This window comes from Streptomyces paludis (genome assembly GCF_003344965.1).
Lineage (GTDB): Bacteria > Actinomycetota > Actinomycetes > Streptomycetales > Streptomycetaceae > Streptomyces > Streptomyces paludis.
This window is the reverse complement of sequence record NZ_CP031194.1, coordinates 888,737-910,238: the sequence shown is the minus strand read 5'-3', so window position 1 is coordinate 910,238 and position 21,502 is coordinate 888,737. Positions and strand designations below refer to the sequence as shown.

Genomic DNA, 21,502 nt, shown 5'->3' with positions numbered 1-21,502 from the left:
CATGACCGCTCCCCAGAACGACATCGTCTGCCGCCGGCTCGTGGGCCGTACGGCGGTCATCACCGGTGCCGGCAGCGGCATCGGCCTCGCCACCGCCCGCCGGCTCGCCTCCGAGGGCGCGCACATCGTCTGCGGCGACATCGACGAGACCGCCGGCAAGGCCGCCGCCGAGGAGGTCGGCGGGACCTTCGTCAAGGTCGACGTCACCGACGCCGACCAGGTCGAGGCCCTGTTCAAGACCGCGTTCGACACCTACGGCAGCGTCGACATCGCCTTCAACAACGCCGGTATCTCGCCCCCCGACGACGACTCGATCCTCACCACCGGACTCGACGCCTGGCGCCGGGTCCAGGAGGTCAACCTCACCTCCGTCTACCTCTGCTGCAAGGCCGCGATCCCCTACATGCGGCGCCAGGGCCGGGGCTCCATCATCAACACCGCCTCCTTCGTGGCCCGCATGGGCGCGGCGACCTCGCAGATCTCCTACACCGCCTCCAAGGGCGGCGTACTCGCGATGTCCCGGGAGCTGGGCGTCCAGTTCGCCCGCGAGGGCATCCGCGTCAACGCGCTGTGCCCGGGCCCCGTCAACACCCCGCTGCTCCAGGAGCTGTTCGCCAAGGACCCGGAGCGCGCCGCGCGCCGCCTGGTGCACATCCCGGTCGGCCGGTTCGCCGACGCCGAGGAGATCGCGGCGGCCGTCGCGTTCCTCGCGAGCGACGACTCGTCCTTCGTGAACGCCACCGACTTCCTCGTCGACGGCGGCATCGCGGGCGCCTACGTCACCCCCGTGTAGCCGGCCGGCCAGCCGGACCGCGACCGGGGCGGAGGGTCAGAGGAACGTACGGCCCTCGCCCCGGTACGTCGGTACGGACGCCACCACCCGGTCGCCCGCGACCAGGTGGAGCGTGTCGAACCGCTCGCACAGCTCACCGGCCTTGGCATGCCGGAACCACACCTTGTCACCGATCAGCAGATCGTCCGCCGCCGGGCCCAGCAGCGGGGTCTGCACCTCGCCCGGGCCCTCCTGCGCGTCGTACCGCAGCCCGCGCGGCAGATACGGCACGGGCAGCCGGTCACGGCCCGCCGCCCCCGACGCCGGATAGCCGCCGCCGAGCACCGTCACCACCCCGACCCCGGGCCGCCGCACCACGGGCTGGGCAAAGAGCGCCGCCGGACGGCCCGTGAACGACGTGTAGTTGTCGAACAGCCGCGGCACATACAGCCCCGAGCCCGCCGCGATCTCCGTCACCGCCTCCTCCGCCGCCGTGTGCTGGACGCTGCCCGTCCCGCCCCCGTTGACGAACTCCAGATCCGGTGTGACGGCCCGCACCGCGCGCACCACCGCCGCCCGCCGCTCCACCAGTTCCCGCCGGGCCGCCGCCTGCATCAGCCGGATCGCCCGCGACCGCACCGGACGCCCCACCAGGGAGTCCCCGACCCCGGCCACATGACCCTCGTACGCCATGATCCCCACCAGCCGGAATCCCTGACGACGCGCCACCGACCTGGCCAGATCCGCCAGTTGGGCCGGCTCCCGCAGCGGCGAGCGCAGCGCGCCGTACCGGATCCGCCCGCCCAGCAGCCGCAGCGACGTGTCCAGCTCCAGACAGACCCTGACCTCCTCCCGGCCACCGTCGCGCGCCGCGTCAATGAGATCGAGCTGCGCCGGATCGTCGATCATCACCGTCACCGCGGCGGCGAGCTTGGGATCGGCCGTCAGCTCCGCGTACGCCGCCCGGTCCACCGACGGATAGGCCAGCAGCACATCGCCGAACCCGGCCCGGGCCAGCCACAGCGACTCGGCCAGCGTGAAGGACATGATCCCCGCGAACCCGTCCCGGGCCAGCACACGCTCCAGCAGCGCCAGACACCGTACGGACTTGCTCGCCACCCGGATCGGCTTGCCCCCCGCCCGCCGCACCAGATCGTCGGCATTGGCGTCGAACGCGTCGAGATCGACGATGGCGACCGGCGCGTCGAGATGGGCGGTGGCCCGGTCGTACCGGACCCGGTCACTGGCACGCGGATTCATGGCCCGCAGCTTGCCAGACATGACCGTCGCCCGGGTAGGGGATGATCTGGGCAGATCACCCCGGCCTTCGCGGTCGTTCCCGCCGGGCCCTCTCCAGCCCGTAGAGTGACGCACACGCCGCGTCGAACGGGCCTGCTCCGTAAGGTGATCGGTCATGCGGTGGACCGACCGGTCAAGGCAGCGGCACAGGGGGGCGGATGAGTACCGAAGCACCACGCGCCGCCGTACCTCCCCGGCCCGCGCACCCTCCGGTCACCGGTCCGCGCGCCACCCTCCCCGCGCAGCCGCCCGCCCCCGCCTCGTCCCTCCCGCCCGGGCCGCCCGCCTCACCCGGGGCGCCCGTCGCGCCGGCGCCGGGCGCGCGCAAACCGGCCCACCCGCCCGCCGTCACGCCGGTGCCGGGCGCGCGCAAACCGGCCACCGAGGCCCCGCGCCCGCCGGGGCCCGCCGACCCCCGCACCGCCACCGTCCCGCCGCGCCCGCGCACCGCGTTCGGCCCGCCGCCCGTCACCACGGGCCGCCGGCCCGTGTACGGGCCACCGCCGGGCGGCGACCGCCGCACGGGCCGCGAGGGCGGCGCTCCGGCGACGCCTCCGCCGCCTCCGACACCTCCGGCACCGTCGTACGCGCCGTCCGTGGCGCCGGGGGATTCGGCTCCTGGCCCGGGCCCTGGCCCGGGCCCGACGGTGGCGCGGAGCGCCGGTGCTCCGGCTTCGGAGGCTCCGACGACGGCGCGGGCCGCTGCGGCTCAGGCTGCGTCTTCTTTGGTGCCGCCGTATGCGCCGCCTGTCGCGCCTTCTGTGCCGCCCGGGGCTCCGAATCCGGCGACGGCGCGCACCGCCGCCGCTCCGGCTGCGCCCTCTCCGGTGTCGCCCGCGCCCCCGGCGACGGCGCCCGCCGCGCCCCCGGTTCCCTCGTTCGCTCCGCCGTCCGTGCCGCCGCCTCCCGGCTGCGCCTGGCCCGCGCCGGCGCCCGCGCCGCCGCTCGACGAGCACGCGCGGCTGGTGCCCGTACCCGCGCGTCATCCCGGTCGTACCGCCGCCGCGCTCGTCTGCGGGGTGCTCGGGCTCGGACTGATCGGCGGCGCCGTCACCGGCAGCTGGCTCACCGGCGACTCCGCCGCCGAACCCGCCACCGAGGACGGCTTCACCACGGCCCGCGCCCTCTGGCACAGCGTCCCCGTCGACACCCTCTTCCCCCGTACGCTCAAGGGCGACGGCGCCGGGCCCGGCAACGCCGCCCGTGACTGGACCAGGGTCGGCGTCGCCCCCGACAGCGGCTGCGCCGCCGCCCTCGACCCGCTGCTCGTCAAGACGATCGCCCCGGTCGGCTGTGAACGCGTGCTCCGCGCCACCTACGTCGACGCCACCTCCAGCAACGTCACCACCGTCGGGCTCGTCTTCACCCAGGCCGACGCCGCCGCGATGAGCGCCCTGCGCGCCCGTTTCCGCGAAGAGAAACTCGCCGACCGCGCCGATCTGATACCCCGCGCCTTCGCCGTCAAGGGCACCTCCGCCGCCAAGTTCGGTGACGCGCAGCGGGCCAGCTGGACCGTGAACGTCCTCACCGACGCCCCCGTCGTCGTGTACGGCGTCTCCGGCTTCACCGACGGACGCGAAGTCACCGCGCCCCAGCCCGCGGCGGCCGCGATGGTCCCCAAAGCCACCACCGCCCCCGCGCAGTCGGGCCTCGGCCACGAGGCCAAGGGCATCGCGGACCGCGTCGAACGAGGACTGCGCGAGGCCGTCAGCGCGCGCACGACGGAACCCCGGAGGCCACGATGACCCCGCCCGCGACCGGTCCCGCGCCCACGTCTGCGCCCGCGCCCGCCGTGCGCCGCCGCCGTCGGCAGCGTGCCGCCGCGGTCCTCGCCGCCTCGGCCTTCCTCCTCGCCCCCGCCGTCCCCGCCGCGCACGCCGACGCCATCCGCGACCGGCAGTGGGCGCTGGACGCCATGCACACCGCCGAGGCGTGGCGCAGCGCGCAGGGCACCGGCGTGACCGTCGCCGTCCTCGACACCGGCGTCGACGACCGCCACCCCGACCTCGAAGGCCACGTACTGCCCGGCAAGGACCTCATCGGCTTCGGCGCGGTACGCGGCGACCGGTCCTGGGCCCGCCACGGCACCGCCATGGCCGGGATCATCGCGGGCCACGGCCATGGCCCCGACCGCTCCGACGGGGTCCTCGGCATCGCGCCCGAGGCGAAGATCCTGCCCGTACGGGTCATCCTCGAAGGCACCGACCCCGAGCGGACCAAGGCCCGCTCCTCCAAGGGCGGCGCCCTCGCGGAGGGCATCCGGTGGGCCGCCGACAACGGCGCCGACGTCATCAACCTCTCCCTCGGCGACGACAGCGAGTCCGCCCACCCGGAGGCGGGCGAGGACGAAGCCGTCCAGTACGCCCTCGCCAAGGGCGCCGTCGTCGTCGCCTCCGCCGGCAACGGCGGCGAGAAGGGCGACCACATCTCGTACCCGGCGGCCTACCCCGGCGTGATCGCCGTGACCGCCGTCGACCGCTACGGCACCCACGCGGCGTTCTCCACCCGCCGCTGGTACGCCACGGTCAGCGCGCCCGGCGTCGACGTCGTCATCGCCGACCCCGACCAGCGCTACTACGAGGGCTGGGGTACGAGCGCGGCCGCCGCGTTCGTCTCGGGCGCGGTCGCGCTCATCCGCTCGGCCCACCCCGACCTCACCCCCGCCCAGATCAAGCGGCTGCTCGCGGAGACGGCGCGTGACGCGCCGAAGGACGGCCGCGATGACGCGCGCGGCTACGGGTTCGTGGACCCGGCCGCGGCGTTGCGCGCCGCCGGCGCGGGGGGCGTTGGTACGGACGTGGCCGCCGACGCCGCGACCTACCGCAAGCGGTACTTCGGGGCGGGCCCCACCGTGGCCCGCCCCGACCCGGAACCGGCGGCGTGGCTCGCGCCGACGGCGGGCGGGGTGGGAGCGGCGCTGCTGGCGGGGGCGGTGCTGCTGTGGCGCGGCGGCGCCCGTCGCCTCCCGGCGGGGGGCCGTGGTCTCTGACGTTGCGGGGGTGCGGCCGTCACGTCTGGTGCCGGGGGCCGGGGCGGGGTCGCCTTCCGGCTAGGGGGCCGTGGGCTGGGGCGGTTGCGGGGTGCGGGTCGGTTGTTTCGGTGCCGGGGGCCGGGGCACTCCGGAGGCGCATCCCCGGATGCATGATTTACGCCGCGTGCGGGCCGGTTCTTCGACTGCGGACCGTTCAGCGGCACAAATCACGCTCTACATCCGGGGACGTCACCTCCTGCGACCCCGGCCCCCTCCGGTAGGTGGTCGGCCGAGCCACGAACTCCCCGGGCTCAGCCCGAACAGCCCGCGGCCCCGGCCACGTACCCGCAGGTGCGTACTGGGCTCAGGCCGTCCCAACATCCCCGCCCGGTAGGGTCAACTCGTGCTCAAGAACATTCCGGAATCCGGGTTTTCCGACGACGACGGCGCCGCCGATCCCGTTCTCGCCGAGGCGCTTGCCGCCTGGGCCGTGGATCGGGGGGCGGAGGGGCGGGTGCTGGCGGCGTTGCGGGGTGCGCGGTTGCTGGTGCCCATCGTCGCCGTGCTCGGGGAGGTGGAGGAGGGCGCGGACGGGTTGCGCCGGGAGAAGACGAGCGACATGGCGGTGCCGACGCTCCGGGCGGGGGACCGGCGGGCGTTGCCGGCGTTCACGTCGGTGGAGGCGCTGGCGCGGTGGGACGCGGAGGCGAGGCCGGTGGCCGTGCCGTTGGGGCAGGCGTTGCAGGCCGCCGCGCACGAGAAGGCGGACACCGTGGTGCTGGATCTGGCCGGGCCCGTGACGTATCAGCTCACCGGGTCCGCGCTGCGCGCGCTCGCCGAGGGGCGGACCAGTGCCGAGCCGCTGGCGGATCCCGCCGTCACGGAGGCGGTACGGGCGGTCGTGGCGGGGGAGGGGGCGGTGCGGCGGGCGTATCTGGGGCCGGGGAGCGCGGACGGCATCGTCGCGCTCGTACTGGACCCGGCCGAGCCGCCGGCGGAGGCGGCCCGGCGGGTCGCGCGGGCGCTCGCGGCGGACGAGGTGCTGCGGGCCCGCCTGGTGCGCGGGCTGGACCTGGCGCTGCTGCCGGCCGATGCCCCGCCGCCGGGCGAGCCCTTGTTCGTACGTCAGCCGTAGACCGGGCCCGTGTACTTCTCGCCGGGGCCCTGGCCCGGGGCGTCCGGGACGACGGACGCCTCGCGGAAGGCCAGCTGGAGGGACTTGAGGCCGTCGCGCAGCGGGGCGGCGTGGAAGGAGCTGATCTCCGTGGTGCTGCCGTCCATGAGGCCGGCCAGCGCGTGGATCAGCTTGCGCGCCTCGTCGAGGTCCTTGTGGGCGTCGCCCTCGTCGGTGAGTCCGAGCTTGACGGCCGCCGCGCTCATCAGGTTCACCGCGACCGTGACGATCACCTCGACGGCGGGGACCTCCGCGATGTCGCGGGCCATGGCGTCGTAGCCGGGGGTTGCTTCGGGTGTCGTCGTGTCGCTCATGGGTCACACGATAGGCGCACGGGCGGTTAGCGCGTGCCGCGGGGAGCTGCTAACCTGGAGTGACGACCGGCCGGACACGTGTGTGCCCGGCCCACAAGTGGAGGCTCCGATCTCCCACCTGGCTGCCCTTTCCGGGCGGCGGGTCACCGGTCAGGTGGTGCCCATCGTTCCGTACGGACGATGGAACTGCCCGATGCGCGCCCCGTGGCTCATACGCGGCGGTGCTCCGGTATTCAAGGAGCTGCTGCCTGTGTGCCGTCCGGGGCATTTTTGATGTTCCGCCGCGGTTGGTCCGTACACAGACGTTACGCGGCTGTCTGCCAGACAGTCGTGTGGTGCTACCGAGGAGGATCCATCAGCGCCGAGCCCCGCATCAACGACCGGATTCGCGTTCCCGAAGTGCGACTTGTCGGTCCCAGTGGCGAGCAGGTGGGCATCGTCCCGCTCGCCAAGGCCCTGGAACTCGCACAGGAGTACGACCTGGACCTGGTCGAGGTCGCGGCGACAGCCCGTCCGCCCGTGTGCAAGCTCATGGACTACGGGAAGTTCAAGTACGAGTCGGCCATGAAGGCCCGTGAGGCGCGCAAGAACCAGGCGCACACGGTCATCAAGGAAATGAAGCTCCGGCCGAAGATCGACCCGCACGACTATGACACCAAGAAGGGTCACGTCGTCCGGTTCCTCAAGCAGGGTGACAAGGTCAAGATCACGATCATGTTCCGTGGTCGTGAGCAGTCCCGCCCCGAACTGGGCTTCCGACTGCTTCAGCGGCTCGCTTCGGACGTCGAGGAACTCGGCTTCATCGAATCGAACCCGAAGCAGGACGGCCGGAACATGATCATGGTTCTGGGCCCGCACAAGAAGAAGACCGAGGCCATGGCCGAGGCCCGCGAGGCGCAGGCCGCCCGCAAGGCCGAGCGTCAGGGTTACGCGACCGAGGAGTCGGCGGACGCGACGGGCGACGCCCAGGCCCCCGCCGAGGCTTCGTCCGAGGCGTGAGCCGCGGGGGTGCCGTCCAGGCGGCCCCCGGTTCCGTCCGGAACCACATACCAGAGATCTGACGCTCCCGCGCGCCGGTCGGGAAACCGGCCGGCAGGGAGCGCCACTGACGAGGAGAGAGCGGCGCCATGCCGAAGAACAAGACGCACAGCGGTGCCAGCAAGCGCTTCAAGATCACCGGCTCGGGCAAGGTGCTGCGCGAGCGGGCCGGCAAGCGCCACCTGCTTGAGCACAAGTCGTCTCGGGTGACGCGGCGTCTCACCGGCACCGCCGAGATGGCCCCCGGCGACGCCAAGAAGATCAAGAAGCTTCTCGGCAAGTGACGCCACCGCCCCCGGGTGACCGGGGGCGACGGCTGTCAGCACCGGGACCTATTCGTTTTCGGGTCGTGTGAGTCCACCCACGGCCCCGCTACAAGGAGTCAACACGTGGCACGCGTCAAGCGGGCAGTCAACGCCCACAAGAAGCGCCGGGCAATCCTCGAAGCGGCCAGCGGTTACCGCGGCCAGCGTTCGCGCCTGTACCGGAAGGCGAAGGAGCAGGTCACCCACTCCCTCGTTTACAACTACAACGACCGCAAGAAGCGCAAGGGCGACTTCCGTCAGCTGTGGATCCAGCGGATCAACGCCGCCGCCCGCGCCAACGGCATCACCTACAACCGCTTCATCCAGGGTCTGAAGGCCGCCAACGTCGAGGTCGACCGCAAGATCCTCGCCGAGCTGGCCGTCAACGACGCCAACGCGTTCGCCGCGCTGGTCGAGGTCGCCCAGAAGGCCCTTCCGAGCGACGTCAACGCTCCGAAGGCCGCCGCCTGATCGCCTTCCGGCCCTCAGCGGTACCCGTTCCTCCGCCGGACCCGTAGGCATCGCGCCTGCGGGTCCGGCGCGTTCCACCCGTACCCCCGCCACGAGAAGTGAGTACCGCCGCCGATGGGCACCCCCGAGCTGATCTCCCCGCGCTCCGCGCGTGTCACGGCCGCCCGGCGGCTCGCCAAGCGCGCCTTCCGCGGCAAGGAGCGCCGGTTCATCGCCGAGGGCCCCCAGGCCGTACGGGAGGCGGTGGCCCACCGGGGCGAGGACGGGGCGCCCACCCTCACCGAGCTGTTCACCACCGTCGAGGCCGCCGAGCGGTACCCGGAGCTGATCGACGCGGCGCGGGCCACCGGCGCCCGGGTGCACGCCGCGCCCGACGAGGTGCTCGCCGACCTCTCCGGGACCGTCACCCCGCAGGGGCTGCTGGGGATCTGCCGCTTCCTCGACTCTCCGTTCGAGTCCGTGCTGCGGGCCCGGCCCCGGCTCGTCGCCGTCCTCGCGCATGTCCGCGACCCCGGGAACGCGGGAACGGTGCTGCGCTGCGCGGACGCGGCGGGGGCCGACGCCGTCGTCCTCACCGACGCCTCCGTCGACCTGTACAACCCCAAGTCCGTACGGGCGTCGGCCGGTTCGCTCTTCCATCTGCCGGTCGCCGTCGGTGTCCCCGTGGAGCAGGCCGTCCGGGGGCTGCGCGAGGCGGGCGTACGGATCCTCGCCGCCGACGGCGCGGGCGACCACGACCTCGACGACGAGCTGGACGCGGACACCATGGGCGGGCCCACCGCCTGGGTCTTCGGCAACGAGGCATGGGGTCTGCCCGCCGAGACGCGCGCCCTCGCGGACGCAGTCGTCCGGGTGCCGATCCACGGAAAGGCCGAGAGCCTGAACCTCGCGACCGCCGCGGCCGTATGTCTCTACGCCTCAGCACGCGCCCAGCGCGTCCGCGTACGTGCTGAGGGGGTCCGTACCGGCAGGCGTGACTAGTACTGTTGCGTTTTCGGGGACCCACTGAGCAACCGCGGAAGAGGTGGGGTGCGGGCATGACTGTCGGTGCGAGCGGATCCGACGCGGCCCGGAGCGCCTCGATCGGCGGACCGGCGGACGGCGGGGCGGGATCCGGCCCGTGCGGTATCGATCCCGACGACCTCCCCGACGGGCTGATCATCGCCGACGAGACCGGCCGGGTCATCTGCTTCAACACCGCCGCCGCCCGGATCACCGCCATACCGCCCTCCGCCGCCCTCGGCCACCCGCTGGAGCGGGCGCTGCCGCTGGAGGACCTCAAGGGCCGCCGCTGGTGGACGCTGACCGACCCGTACGGCGGCCTCGCCACCCGGGTCGGCCAGCCCGAGCGCAATCTGCTGCTGCCCGGCGGCCGTGAGGTGCTCGTCTCCGCCCGGTACGTACGCGAGCGCCCCACCGGGCCCGTCCGCCGGCTGGTCGTCTCCGTCCGGGGCACCGAGGCGCGCCGCCGTACCGAACTCAGCCACGCCGAGCTGATCGCGACCGTCGCCCATGAGCTGCGCTCGCCGCTGACCTCCGTCAAGGGGTTCACCGCCACCCTGCTCGCCAAGTGGGAGCGGTTCACCGACGACCAGAAGCGGCTGATGCTGGAGACCGTCGACGCCGACGCGAACCGGGTCACCCGGCTGATCACCGAGCTGCTCGACATCTCCCGTATCGACTCCGGACGGCTGGAGCTGCGCCGGCAGCCCGTCGACATCGGGCAGGCCGTCGCACGCCACGTCCAGTCGCACACGGCCTCCGGCCAGTCGCCCGACCGCTTCCTGGTCCGTATCCAGCAGCCGCTGCCCGATCTGTGGGCAGACCCCGACAAGATCGACCAGGTCCTGGGCAACCTGCTGGAAAACGCGGTGCGCCACGGCGAGGGAACCGTCACCATCGATGTGGCGGCCGCCGAGGTCCAGCACGCGGCCGGGACAGAGAAGGGGACGGCCGTCACCGTGTGCGACGAGGGGCCCGGCATTCCGGAGGAGTCGATGAACCGTGTCTTCACCCGCTTCTGGCGGGGCAGCAAGCGCGGCGGCACCGGACTGGGGCTGTACATCGTCAAAGGCATCGTCGAGGCCCACGGCGGGACGATCACGGTCGGGCGCGGGCCGGGCGGTGGCGCCGAGTTCCGCTTTGTCCTGCCCGTCGGTACGCCCGCCCATCTCATATAGCGGACCCGGGCGGGCACCACGGGCTCCGTCACGTACGTACGGCCTTTAGACTCGACCTTTGGCACCTTCGCGCCCCCAGTGATCGAGCAGGGTCGTTTCGCCAGCCAATCGGAAGTACGGGAAGAGATGTCCGCACCGAACAAGTCGTACGACCCGGTCGAGGTCGAGGCACTGAAACCGGAAGAGATCGAGCGCATGCGGGACGAGGCGCTCGCCGCCTTCGCCGCCGCCGGCGACCTCGACGCGCTCGCCCACGCGAAGACCGCGCACACCGGAGGCACGTCGCCGCTCGCCCTCGCCAACCGGGAGATCGGCGCGCTGCCGCCGCAGGCCAAGGCCGAGGCCGGCAAGCGTGTCGGCCAGGCGCGCGGCGCCGTCAACAAGGCGCTCGCCGGCCGGCAGACCGAGCTGGAGGCCGAGCGCGACGCCCGGGTCCTGGTCGAGGAGGCGGTGGATGTCACGCTGCCGTACGACCGGACCCCGGCCGGCGCCCGCCACCCGCTGACCACCATCATGGAGCGGGTCACGGATGTCTTCGTGGCCATGGGCTACGAGGTCGCCGAGGGCCCCGAGGCCGAGGCCGAGTGGTTCAACTTCGACGCGCTCAACTTCGTCCCGGACCACCCGGCCCGGCAGATGCAGGACACCTTCTTCGTCCAGGGGCCCGAGGGCACCACGGGCGACGAGTCCGGCGTGGTGCTCCGTACGCACACCTCGCCCGTGCAGGCCCGCTCGCTGCTCTCGCGCGAGCTGCCCGTGTACGTCGTCTGCCCCGGGCGGGTCTACCGCACGGACGAGCTGGACGCGACGCACACCCCGGTCTTCCACCAGATCGAGCTGATCGCGGTCGACGAGGGCCTCACCATGGCCGACCTCAAGGGCACCCTGGACCACATGGTGCAGGCGCTCTTCGGCCCGGACATGAAGACCCGGCTGCGGCCGAACTTCTTCCCGTTCACCGAGCCGTCCGCCGAGATGGACATGGTCTGCTACGTCTGCCGCGGCGAGTCCGTCGGCAACCCCGACCGCCCCTGCCGCACCTGCGGCAGCGAGGGCTGGATCGAGCTGGGCGGCTGCGGCATGGTCAACCCCAAGGTGCTCACCGCCTGCGGGGTCGACCCCAAGAAGTACAGCGGATTCGCCTTCGGGTTCGGCATCGAACGGATGCTGATGTTCCGCCACAACGTCGAAGACATGCGAGACATGGTCGAGGGTGACGTCCGGTTCACCCGGCCGTTCGGGATGGAGATCTGATGCGGGTCCCGCTTTCCTGGCTGCGGGAGTACGTCGACCTGCCGGCGACCGAGACCGGCCGTGACGTGCAGGCCAAGCTCGTCTCCGCCGGCCTTGAGGTCGAGACGGTCGAGCAGCTCGGCGCCGGCCTCAAGGGCCCGCTCGTCGTGGGCAAGGTCCTCACCATCGAGGAGCTGGAGGGCTTCAAGAAGCCCATCCGCTTCTGCACCGTCGACGTCGGCACGGCCAACGGCACCGGCGAGCCGCAGGAGATCGTCTGCGGCGCGCGCAACTTCGCCGTCGGCGACAAGGTCGTCGTCGTACTGCCCGGCGCCGTGCTGCCCGGCGACTTCGCGATCGCCGCGCGCAAGACGTACGGCAGGACGTCCCACGGCATGATCTGCTCCGGCGACGAGCTGGGCATGGGCGACGACGGCACCGGCGGCATCATCGTGCTGCCGCCCGAGTGCGAGATCGGCGCCGACGCCATCGCCCTGCTGGAGCTGGTCGACGAGGTCCTCGACATCGCCGTCACCCCCGACCGCGGCTACTGCCTGTCGCTGCGCGGCGTCGCCCGCGAGACGGCCATCGCGTACGGGCTGCCGCTGCGCGACCCGGCGCTGCTCGACGTCCCCGCGCCGAACTCGTACGGCCACCCGGTGAAGATCGCCGACCCGCGCGGCTGCGACCGCTTCACCGCCCGTACGGTCACCGGTCTCGACCCCGAGGCCCGCAGCCCGATCTGGCTCCGGCGCCGGCTCCAGAAGGCCGGTATGCGGCCGATCTCGCTCGCCGTCGACATCACCAACTACGTGATGCTGGAGCTGGGCCAGCCCCTGCACGCGTACGACCGCACCCGGCTCGACGGGCCGATCGGTGTCCGCCGCGCCGAGCCCGGCGAGAAGATCACCACGCTCGACGGCACCAAGCGCGTCCTGGACGCCGGGGACCTGGTCATCACCGACAACCGCGGGCCGATCGGCCTGGCCGGGGTGATGGGCGGCGCGCACACCGAGATCGCCGACACCACGACCGACCCCGAGACCGGCGAGGTCAGCGGCACGACCGAGGTTGTCATCGAGGCCGCGCACTTCGACGCGATCTCCATCGCCCGTACCGCGCGCCGCCACAAGCTGGCCTCCGAGGCGTCCAAGCGCTTCGAGCGCGGCACCGACCCCGGGGCCACCGCCGCCGCCGCACAGCGGACCGTCGACCTGCTGGTGCTGCTCGCGGGCGGCTCCGCCGAGGCCGGCGTCACCGAGGTCATCGCGCCGTCCGCGCCGCACACCATCGCCATGCCCGCCGACCACCCCGACCGGGTCGCCGGGGTCACGTACGGCCGCGAGACCGTCGTACGCCGGCTCCAGGAGATCGGCTGCGACGTGTACGGGCAGGACGACCTGGTCGTCACCGTGCCGTCCTGGCGCCCCGACCTCGGCGCGCCCAACGACCTCGCCGAGGAGGTCATCCGGCTGGAGGGGTACGAGAACCTGCCCTCCACGCTGCCCACCCCGCCCTCCGGCCGCGGGCTCACCGAGCGCCAGCGGCTGCACCGCAGGGTCGGCCGCGCGCTGGCCGGCGCGGGCTATGTCGAGGCGCTGAACTACCCGTTCACCGGCGAGGCCGTGCTCGACGCCTTCGGGCTGGCCGCCGACGACGCGCGGCGCCGCACGGTCACCCTCGTCAACCCGCTCTCCGACGAGGAACCGGCGCTGCGCACCACGCTGCTGCCGGGCCTGCTCACCGCGCTGCGCCGCAACGACGGCCGCGGCTCGCACGATCTGGCGCTCTTCGAGACCGGCCTGGTCTTCCGGCCCACCGGCGAGGAGACCGTCCCCGTACGGCTGCCCGTCGACCGGCGGCCGACCACCGAGGAGATCGCCGCGCTCGACACGGCCCTGCCGCGCCAGCCGCGCCACGCGGCGGTCGTGCTGGCCGGGGCGCGCGAGCAGGCCGGCTGGTGGGGCAAGGGCGGTCCCGCGCGCTGGGCGGACGCCGTCGAGGCGGCCCGCACCGTCGCCCGCGAGGCCGGTGTCGAGCTGACCGTACGGGCCGACCGCCACGAGCCGTGGCACCCGGGCCGCTGCGCCGCGCTGTCCGCCGTGATCGACGGCGAGGAGACGCTCGTCGGCCACGCCGGGGAGCTGCACCCGCGCGTCGTCAAGGCGCTCGGCGTGCCGGAGCGCACCTGCGCCATGGAGATCGATCTCGATCTGCTGGAGCGGGCCGGCACCGGCGCCCTCCAGGCGCCGCGGATCTCCACCTACCCGGTCGCCACACAGGACGTCGCGCTGGTCGTCCCCGTGGACGTGCCGGCCGCCGAGGTGGAGCGGGCGCTGTACGAGGGCGCGGGTGAACTCCTGGAGTCCCTGCGGCTGTTCGACGTCTTCGCCGGCGAGCAGATCGGCGAGGGCCACAAGTCCCTCGCGTACGCCCTGCGCTTCCGCGCCGCGGACCGCACCCTGACGGTCGACGAGGCCACGGCCGCGCGGGACGCGGCGGTGGCGCTGGCCGGGGAGCGGACCGGGGCGGTCCTGCGGGGGGCCTGACACAAGGTCTGACGCGGGGGCCCGGGTTGCCGGGCCCCCGCGTGCCGAGGGCCTCGTGTGCCGGGAGTCTCGTGTGCCGGGCCCGGCCGGCCGGACGCGCGGACTTGCTCGTCCGATGTTCCCGATGGTTTTTGAGCTTTTTTGAGCGGTTTTTGAGGGGCGCGTCCGGATTCTGGACGCGCCCCTCACTCGTTCGAGTGAGGAAGCCGGGCGTGGTTCGCATTCGGACCCCAGTGATCGACACAATCGATCCGGCCACGACGGTCGAGTGCGCCCAGAGGCTCAGGGGGTCTTCCGCTCGGATCAGGCCGGATCAGGGAGCGGGGGCCGGCGGATGAATCGCACCAGAGCGGCGGACGGGGCGTCCTCCTCGGACGACACCACGTCCGAGGACGCACAGGACAAGCGGGACGAACGGGATGCGCGGAACGCGCGGGACGAGCGGGAGTCACGGGAAGCGCAGGCCGAGCTGGAAGCGCTCGAAGAGGCGTCCGCCTCCTGGGGGTTCATGGAGTGCGCGGTGCCCGGCGGACTCCTCGCGCTGATCATCACCTGGGAGCTGACCCGCCCGACCACACCCCGGGAGAACCTGCTCCCGCGCATCGTGACCTGTGTGGCCTTCCTGCTGCTGATGGCCTACCTCGTGGTGCGGGTACGGCGCCGGGCGGCGCGGGAGCTGGGCGAGGTCCGGGCGGTGGCGCGCGCGGCCCAGGAGACGCTGATCCGGCCGCTGCCCTCCCAGCTCGACGGGCTGGCGCTGGCCGCCCGGCAGCTCTCCGTGTCCCGGGGCGCCGACGTCGGCGGCGATCTGTACGAGGCCCTGGCCACCCCCTACGGCGTCCGTGTCGTCATCGGGGATGTGCGCGGCCACGGGTTACCGGTCATCAGCACGGTGGCCGCGGTCCTCGGCAGCTTCCGGGAGGCCGCGCACGACGAGAGCGGGCTCGACGGGGTGCTCCGCCGGCTGGACCGGGCGCACCAGCGCCATGTCCGGGACCAGGCGCGGGACTCCGGGGGCGGGGGCGGTACGGGGGCCGGCGGTGGTGCGGGTGGCGGTATCGACGGGCTGGAGCAGGAGTGCCTGTCGGCCGAGGAGTTCGTGACCGTACTGCTGCTGGAGATCGGCCCGGACGCCGAGGTGCAGGTCCTCAACTGCGGCCACCCGTGGCCGTATCTGCTCGGCCGGTGCGTCACCCGGCTGGCCGCCGGTGAACCGCTGCCGCCGCTGGGCGCCGCGCCGCTCCCCGCCGATCTTCCGGCACAGCGCTGCGGGCGGCTGCTGCCCGGCGAGGCGATCCTCCTGCACACCGACGGCGCGGAGGACGCGCGCGACCCCGAGGGCCGCTTCTTCCGCCTCCCGGAGGAGCTGGCGCGCATCCTGCCGTCGGGCGGACACCAGCCGCTGCCGCCCGCGGCCCTGGTGCGCCGGATCCACCTGGCGCTGCTGCGCCACACCGCCGGCCAGATCAGGGACGACACGGCGCTGCTGGTCCTGCGCAACGACCGCGTCCCGGTGGAGGAGCACGAGCGGGTCCCGGCACAGTCCGGCGAACCGGCGCGCGGCCCGACGCACGGGCCGGATCTCGCACCGGCTCACGGGCCGGACCCGGGACCGGCTCATGGACCTGATCTCGCACCGACGCACGGGCCGGAGCTGGGCTCGACTCACGGGCCGGACCATGAGTCGGCTCGGGGACCGGCGCATGGACCGACCCGTCAGGCCGGTCTTCTCCTTCCGCTGGACGAGTGAGGGGTGACGGGTGAGGGCGACGGGTGGTCTTCGGACGGGCCCGTCGGTGGGGGCGTCGTCCGCCCCGCCGTCGGGGCGTCGGGCAGGTCGCGGCGGGGCGGACGGTGCGGGGTGCGGGCCGCCGCACGGTACGAGGGGGGAGCCACGGCCCGGCCCGCCTCTTCCTCTTCGGTGAGGCGATGTCAGTCAACCGTCCCGGTACGGCCCGCGGCAGGGCGCACGCGCCCCGGGCCCGGGCACTACGTTCACACCCCGTGCGTTTCCCGTTCCACTACGCTGGTGCGGCCGAGCCATCGGAGGGGCACATGCAGCCCAATTCACTGCTCGATTCCCTGCTGGACGAGGCGGGCATCTCCCACGCCGGCCTCGCCGCCCGCGTCAACCAGGCGGGCCGTACCAGGGGCCTCGCCCTGCGGTACGAACACACCGCCGTATCGCGCTGGCTGAAGGGCCAGCGGCCACGCGGCCAGGTGCCCGACCTGATCTGCGCGGTGCTCGGCGACCGGCTGCGGCGGCCGCTCACCCTCGACGACATCGGGCTCGGCGTGCCCGGCGAGGCGCCCGTACCGCACGGCACCCCGCTCGCCGGGTTCGTGGAGCGGGCCACCGCGCTGTGGCGCAGCGACGAGCAGCAGCGGCCGCACATAGTGGGCGCCCCCGCGGTCACCGGCACGCCCGCCGTCATGCCCGTCTGGGAGTGGGAGAACCCGCCGGACGACGCGGATGTCTCCCGTACCGGCGGCAACCGGGTCGGCCCCGCCGACATCGAACTGCTGCGCTCCGCCCGGGCGCACTACGAGCTGATGTACCGCCGGGCGGGCGGTGTGGCGACCCGGACCCGGATCGTCCGCTTCCTCAACGCCGAGGCCGCCCCGCTGCTGCGCGGCGGGTACACCGACGCGATGGGCCGTCAGCTGCACCGGGCCACCGGGGGGCTGGTCGCGGTGGCCGGCATCTGCGCGTACGACTCGGACGCGCACGGCCTCGCGCAGCGCTACTTCCACCAGGCGCTGCGGCTGGCCAAGGCCAGTGGCGACCGGGGGCTCGGCGCGTACGCCATCGCGCTGCTGGTCAACCAGTCGCTGTACATGGGGGAGCACCGGCAGGCGGTCGCCTTCGCGGAGGCCGCGCTGCGTACGGCGGGCAGCCGGATCACCCCCGCGCTCGCCGCCGATCTCTACGCGATGCAGGCCAAGTCGTACGCGCATCTCGGAGACGCGGGCGCGGCGCTCGGCTGCATCCGGCGCGCGGAGTCGGAGGCGGAGCGGATCCGGCCGGGCCGTGAGCCGGACGAGACCGGTTACGTACAGCCGGGGCTGGTGAACGTGCAGGTGGCCGAGGCGCTGCTGAGCCTCGGTGATCTGCCCGCGGCCCGGGCGCACGCCACGGCGGCGGTGGACAGCCCGGCGCACGACCGGGGGCGGGTCCACCGGCTCGCCATGCTCAGCCATATCGAGCTGCGGCAGGGCGAGCCGGACCGGGCGGCGCGGACGGCGGCGGAGATGGCGGAGCGGGCCAGGGGCATGGAGTCGCAGCGGCTGCGGGACCGGCTGCGGGCGGTACGGGAGCAGCTGGTGGCGAGCGGGTCCACGGTGGCGGAGGAGACGGCGGAGCTGATCGAGGGGGCGCTGCGGGTTCCGCTGTAGCCCTCGCTGTCTGGTGGCCGCTCTTTGGTGCCGGCTCTTTGGTGCCGGCCGCCTGCTGTCCGGTCCCGGCCGGGCCCCGTGCCTTCGTGCTGCTCGCGCGCCGGTTCGCGCGCCCGCCTCCGCGCCTGCCGCGCGCCGTCCTGTGAATCCGTCCCTCTGTGAGCCCCTCGTGCGTTCCTGCCTGTCGCTTTTCGCTGCTGCGATATTGCCATCAACTTGTCGGAAGGTGGCAGAAACGTGCAGTGGACGAAACTAAGTGAGCAAACCGTCTATGAGAACCGCTGGTTCAGCGTCAATCTGGCCGATGTCGAACTCCCCGACGGCCGGCATCTGGACCACTTCCTCATCCGGCTCCGCCCGGTCGCCGTGGCGACCGCGGTCAACTCCGCGAACGAGGTGCTGATGCTCTGGCGGCACCGCTTCATCACCGACAGCTGGGGCTGGGAGCTGGCCGCCGGCGTCGTCGAGGACGGCGAGGACATCGAGACCGCGGCGGCGCGGGAGATGGAGGAGGAGACCGGGTGGCGCCCCGGCCCGCTGCGGCATCTGCTGACGGTCGAGCCGTCCAACGGACTGAGCGATGCCCGGCACCATCTCTACTGGGCCGATGAGGCGACCTACATCGGCCATCCCGAGGACGACTTCGAGTCCTCGCGCCGGGAGTGGGTACCGCTGAAGCTGATCCCGGACATGATCGCCCGGGGCGAGATCCCGGCCGCCAATATGACGGCCGGGCTGCTGATGCTCCACCATCTGCGGCTGGGGTAGGCGTCCACGGCGGGCGGTGCGGCGTCCACGCGGGTGCGGCGGGTACGGCTCGCACGGCTCGTACGGGTCCGTGACGTACCGCCCGGGCGGGACGCGCTCAGCGGCCGACGGCCTGCCAGACCGTGGTGGCCAGCGCGCCGAGCGCGCAGAGCGACGCCACGGCGGGCAGCGGCCACCTGGCGTGCTCCAGCGCCGCGACGCGCGCGGCCAGATCGGTCACGTCCTTGTCGGTCTGGTCGCTGCGCTGGGCGAGCAGCGCCATTCTGCCGTCGGTCCTCGCCAGGCCGACATCGAGGCCGTGGCGTAAGTCGGCGTAGGTGTGGGTGTGAGGGTGGGTCTTCTGAGCCGGGTCGGCCTGGCGGGACAGGCCGGCGATCAGGGTGTGGTCGGGGTCGGGGGTCACGTTTCCGCTCCTGTTCGAGGTGGGTGCGTCCTCTTGGGAGCGAGTCAACTCCCCCTGGGCGAAGGGCATCAAGGTGTGCGCATGGCATATGCGCGCACCCCGCGCACACCTCGTGCGAAGAGGTGTGACGCAGGGTAGCCCCGAGAGTTTTCCGGTGCCCGGGGCCGGTACTCTCGCCTCATGGCATCGATGGGACGCAAGTCGAAGGACGCCCTGGTGGCGGTGGACCGGCTCTTGGGCGGCCTGGAGCCGCCGACCCGGTTCCAGCGCCTTGTCGCGCGCCACCCGGTGGCGGTGGGGTTCGCCGTCGCCGTGCCGCTCATTCTCGTCTCGCTCGTGACCGTACGGCCGGGCGACGGCATCGCTGACGCGCTTTTCTTTGTGGGGTCCTCCGCCGCCCTCGGCGCGGTCTTCGGGGGCACCGCGTATGCGGAACGCCTGCGGCAGCGCCGGCTGGTCGCCCAGGGCCTGTACACATTCCCCCTGCGTCCCGGGAGCGGCTCCGGGCTCAGGCGGCGCGGACGGAGCTGAGACCGTACGGAGCTGAGACCGTACGGAGTCGGGCGGCCCGCGACGGTGGCCGCCCATCGGGAGGTGGGGGCCGACATGACACGCATCTGGACCGTGCTCGCCGTACTCTTCGCGGCGCTCGCCGTCGGCAGCGTCGCCTCGAAGGAGTCCGGCGCGCCGATCGGCGTCGGAGACCTGGCGGTCACCGCGCTGCTCGCCTGTTTCGCCTGGGCCTGCTGGAAGTGCCGCCGCTGACGGCCGAGGGCTCGTAGCACTCACCGTCCGGCGGGGCCCGGCCGCCAGATGACGACTTCGGTGCCGGGCTGCCGCTCGGAGAACCGGCCTGACGGGGAAGCCGTCCGCAGCAGTTGGCGGAGGTCCGCCTCGAAGGCCGCCCGGTCGGTCCCGAACAGGTGCGGCGCCGAGGACGACATCGAGAACACCCAGGCGACGACGTCGTCGGAGTGACGTTCCAGGGCCTGCCCGCCGGGGACGACATGGCGCTCCGGACCGCGGAAGCCCGCCCGGGCGAGCACCGCGGCCTCACCTCCGGGCGTCCCGTCCGGCAGCACGCCCCGCCCGGCCCGCCGGACCGGCCCCAGATACCGCCTGACCAGCTCGGCCATCGCGGCGTAGGGCACGGCCGGGTGCGGAAGGCCCTCGGTGGACGGGGAGTCCGTCTTCACATCCGCGACGTGCACCCACGCCCCGCCGGGCCGCAGCATGCCCTTCACCGTCGTGGCCACCGCATCGCGGTCCATCCAGTGGAAGGACTGGCCGAACGTCGCCACGGTGAACGTGCCGAGCCCCGCGGGCAGTTCCTCGGCCCGGCACCGCACCCACCGCGTCTTCCCGCCCACCCCCGCCACCGCGGCCCCGCGCCGGGCCTCGGCGATCATCCCGCGGTCCGGGTCCACCCCGACCACCTCACGGAACAAGTGCGCCAGCCCCAGCGCGAGAGTCCCCGGCCCACAACCCACATCAAGAAGCCGCCCCCGCCCGTCCAGCCCCAACACCCCGGCGAGCACCTCCACCAGCCCAGGCGCGTAGGGGAGCCGCCCCCGCGCGTAGTGAACGGCCGCCCCGGAGAACAACGTCTCGTCCCACACCCAGCCGGAGGCAGCCATCTCAGTGGTACGGGTAGAAACCCGCGCCCGTTTTGCGGCCCAGGCGGCCCGCGTCGACCATGCGTTGGAGGAGGGGGGACGCGGCGTAGAGCGGTTCCTTGTATTCGGCGTACATGGAGTCGGCGACCGACGCGACCGTGTCCAGGCCGATCAGGTCCGCGAGTTTCAGCGGGCCCATCGGGTGGGCGCAGCCCAGTTCCATGCCGTTGTCGATGTCCTCCCGGCTCGCGATGCCCGACTCGTACATCCGGATCGCGGCCAGCAGATACGGGATGAGCAGCGCGTTCACCACGAAGCCCGAGCGGTCCTGGGCGCGGATGGCGTGTTTGCCGAGCATGCCCTCGACGACGGCCTGGGCGCGTTCGACCGTCTTGTCCGAGGTGGTCAGGGCGGGGATCAGTTCGACGAGCTGCTGTACGGGGGCCGGGTTGAAGAAGTGGATGCCGATGACCTGGTCGGGGCGGGAGGTCGCGACGGCGAGCTTGACCAGGGGGATCGAGGAGGTGTTGGAGGCGAGAATCGCGTCGGGACGGGTCACCACCTGGTCGAGCACCTGGAAGATCTCGGTCTTGATCTGCTCGTTCTCGACCACCGCCTCGATGACGAGATCGCGGTCGGCGAACTCCCCGAGGTCCGTGGTGAAGCTGAGCCTGCCGAGCGCCGCGTCCCGCTCCGCCTCGGTGATCTTGCCGCGTTCGGCGGCCTTGGCGAGGGAGTTCGTCAGCCGGGTCCGGCCGATCTCCAGCGCCTCGCCGGTGGTCTCGGCGACCTTGACCTCCAGGCCGCTGCGGGCGGCGACCTCCGCGATGCCTGCGCCCATCTGGCCGCAGCCCACCACTCCGACGCGGACGATATCGGTCAGGGTGTCGGTCACATCGTGCCTTTCACTGGTCCGTGTCCCGGCGGGTCCCCCGTGTGATTCCGGCGCCCGCCAGGGAACAGGACGTTACTCCGACGGCGGGTGTGGCCGGTGCGCCGGGGCGGGCATCACG

Annotated in this window: 21 protein-coding genes; 16 read left to right on the top strand and 5 right to left on the bottom strand. The window is 73.2% G+C overall.

Features of this window, described 5'->3' with window-relative positions; all coding sequences use genetic code 11:
- Position 1: 1 nt before the first annotated feature.
- Positions 2-793, top strand: coding sequence for a 3-oxoacyl-ACP reductase (locus DVK44_RS03945; RefSeq protein WP_114658343.1), 792 nt, complete (start codon positions 2-4; stop codon positions 791-793).
- Between the two features lie 36 nt (positions 794-829).
- Here DVK44_RS03945 and DVK44_RS03940 read toward each other — a convergent pair whose 3' ends face one another.
- Positions 830-2,032, bottom strand: a complete 1,203-nt coding sequence (locus DVK44_RS03940; protein WP_114664879.1) for an amino acid deaminase/aldolase — start codon at positions 2,030-2,032, stop codon at positions 830-832.
- Positions 2,033-2,964: 932 nt separating this feature from the next.
- Between DVK44_RS03940 and DVK44_RS03935 the strand changes: the two genes are divergently transcribed.
- The 3 genes from DVK44_RS03935 (at position 2,965) to DVK44_RS03925 (ending at position 6,177) form a co-directional block, all read left to right on the top strand.
- Positions 2,965-3,816, top strand: coding sequence for a hypothetical protein (locus DVK44_RS03935; protein WP_331461570.1), 852 nt, complete (start codon positions 2,965-2,967; stop codon positions 3,814-3,816).
- A complete protein-coding gene (gene mycP, locus DVK44_RS03930) occupies positions 3,813-5,060 on the top strand; it encodes a type VII secretion-associated serine protease mycosin (RefSeq protein WP_114658341.1) in 1,248 nt (415 codons plus the stop codon). Before DVK44_RS03935 ends, mycP begins: the two co-directional genes overlap by 4 nt.
- Before the next feature lie 385 nt (positions 5,061-5,445).
- A complete protein-coding gene (locus tag DVK44_RS03925) occupies positions 5,446-6,177 on the top strand; it encodes an SseB family protein (RefSeq protein WP_114658340.1) in 732 nt (243 codons plus the stop codon).
- Here the strand turns inward: DVK44_RS03925 and DVK44_RS03920 are convergent.
- Entirely contained in the window at positions 6,168-6,530 is a 363-nt protein-coding gene (locus DVK44_RS03920; protein WP_114658339.1) for a DUF1844 domain-containing protein, read from the bottom strand. The two genes, DVK44_RS03925 and DVK44_RS03920, sit on opposite strands and share 10 nt — an antisense overlap.
- Before the next feature lie 330 nt (positions 6,531-6,860).
- Here DVK44_RS03920 and infC point away from each other — a divergent pair, with 330 nt between their 5' ends.
- The 10 genes from infC to DVK44_RS03870 all read left to right on the top strand — a co-directional run bounded on the left by infC (position 6,861) and on the right by DVK44_RS03870 (position 18,470).
- Positions 6,861-7,529, top strand: coding sequence for a translation initiation factor IF-3 (infC, locus tag DVK44_RS03915; RefSeq protein ID WP_114664878.1), 669 nt, complete (start codon positions 6,861-6,863; stop codon positions 7,527-7,529).
- 128 nt (positions 7,530-7,657) lie between these two features.
- Positions 7,658-7,852, top strand: a complete 195-nt coding sequence (gene rpmI, locus DVK44_RS03910) for a 50S ribosomal protein L35 (RefSeq protein ID WP_114658338.1) — start codon at positions 7,658-7,660, stop codon at positions 7,850-7,852.
- Between the two features lie 105 nt (positions 7,853-7,957).
- A complete protein-coding gene (rplT, locus tag DVK44_RS03905) occupies positions 7,958-8,344 on the top strand; it encodes a 50S ribosomal protein L20 (RefSeq protein ID WP_114626556.1) in 387 nt (128 codons plus the stop codon).
- Between the two features lie 114 nt (positions 8,345-8,458).
- Positions 8,459-9,325: a TrmH family RNA methyltransferase gene (locus tag DVK44_RS03900; protein ID WP_114658337.1), complete on the top strand. Its 867-nt coding sequence runs from the start codon at positions 8,459-8,461 to the stop codon at positions 9,323-9,325.
- 56 nt (positions 9,326-9,381) lie between these two features.
- Positions 9,382-10,524, top strand: a complete 1,143-nt coding sequence (locus DVK44_RS03895) for a sensor histidine kinase (protein WP_114658336.1) — start codon at positions 9,382-9,384, stop codon at positions 10,522-10,524.
- Positions 10,525-10,650: 126 nt separating this feature from the next.
- Positions 10,651-11,778, top strand: a complete 1,128-nt coding sequence (gene pheS / locus DVK44_RS03890; protein WP_114658335.1) for a phenylalanine--tRNA ligase subunit alpha — start codon at positions 10,651-10,653, stop codon at positions 11,776-11,778.
- The gene (gene pheT, locus DVK44_RS03885; protein ID WP_114658334.1) at positions 11,778-14,306 is read left to right on the top strand and encodes a phenylalanine--tRNA ligase subunit beta; all 2,529 of its coding nucleotides are present in this window, start codon (positions 11,778-11,780) and stop codon (positions 14,304-14,306) included. The genes pheS and pheT overlap by 1 nt, the downstream gene beginning before the upstream one ends.
- 334 nt (positions 14,307-14,640) lie before the next feature.
- Positions 14,641-16,056, top strand: coding sequence for a PP2C family protein-serine/threonine phosphatase (locus tag DVK44_RS03880; RefSeq protein ID WP_228446980.1), 1,416 nt, complete (start codon positions 14,641-14,643; stop codon positions 16,054-16,056).
- A 305-nt stretch (positions 16,057-16,361) separates the two neighbouring features.
- A complete protein-coding gene (locus DVK44_RS03875; RefSeq protein WP_114658333.1) occupies positions 16,362-17,702 on the top strand; it encodes a transcriptional regulator in 1,341 nt (446 codons plus the stop codon).
- Positions 17,703-17,939: 237 nt separating this feature from the next.
- Positions 17,940-18,470, top strand: a complete 531-nt coding sequence (locus DVK44_RS03870) for an NUDIX hydrolase (RefSeq protein WP_114658332.1) — start codon at positions 17,940-17,942, stop codon at positions 18,468-18,470.
- A 97-nt stretch (positions 18,471-18,567) separates the two neighbouring features.
- On the opposite strand, the gene DVK44_RS03865 is transcribed toward DVK44_RS03870, so the two are convergent.
- On the bottom strand, positions 18,568-18,837 hold the full coding sequence (locus DVK44_RS03865; RefSeq protein WP_114664876.1) for a hypothetical protein: 270 nt from the start codon (positions 18,835-18,837) through the stop codon (positions 18,568-18,570).
- Positions 18,838-19,053: 216 nt separating this feature from the next.
- On the opposite strand from DVK44_RS03865, the gene DVK44_RS03860 reads away from it, so the two are divergent.
- Both DVK44_RS03860 and DVK44_RS03855 read left to right on the top strand, forming a co-directional pair.
- Complete coding sequence (locus DVK44_RS03860; RefSeq protein WP_162793656.1) at positions 19,054-19,404, top strand: hypothetical protein; 351 nt, start codon at positions 19,054-19,056, stop codon at positions 19,402-19,404.
- 75 nt (positions 19,405-19,479) lie between these two features.
- On the top strand, positions 19,480-19,638 hold the full coding sequence (locus DVK44_RS03855; RefSeq protein ID WP_162793654.1) for a hypothetical protein: 159 nt from the start codon (positions 19,480-19,482) through the stop codon (positions 19,636-19,638).
- A 20-nt stretch (positions 19,639-19,658) separates the two neighbouring features.
- Here DVK44_RS03855 and DVK44_RS03850 read toward each other — a convergent pair whose 3' ends face one another.
- A complete protein-coding gene (locus DVK44_RS03850; protein ID WP_114658329.1) occupies positions 19,659-20,510 on the bottom strand; it encodes a class I SAM-dependent methyltransferase in 852 nt (283 codons plus the stop codon).
- Position 20,511: 1 nt separating this feature from the next.
- Positions 20,512-21,372 carry a 3-hydroxybutyryl-CoA dehydrogenase gene (locus tag DVK44_RS03845; RefSeq protein ID WP_114664875.1) on the bottom strand — a complete coding sequence of 287 codons (861 nt, stop codon included), beginning with the start codon at positions 21,370-21,372 and terminating at the stop codon, positions 20,512-20,514.
- Positions 21,373-21,502 lie beyond the last annotated feature (130 nt).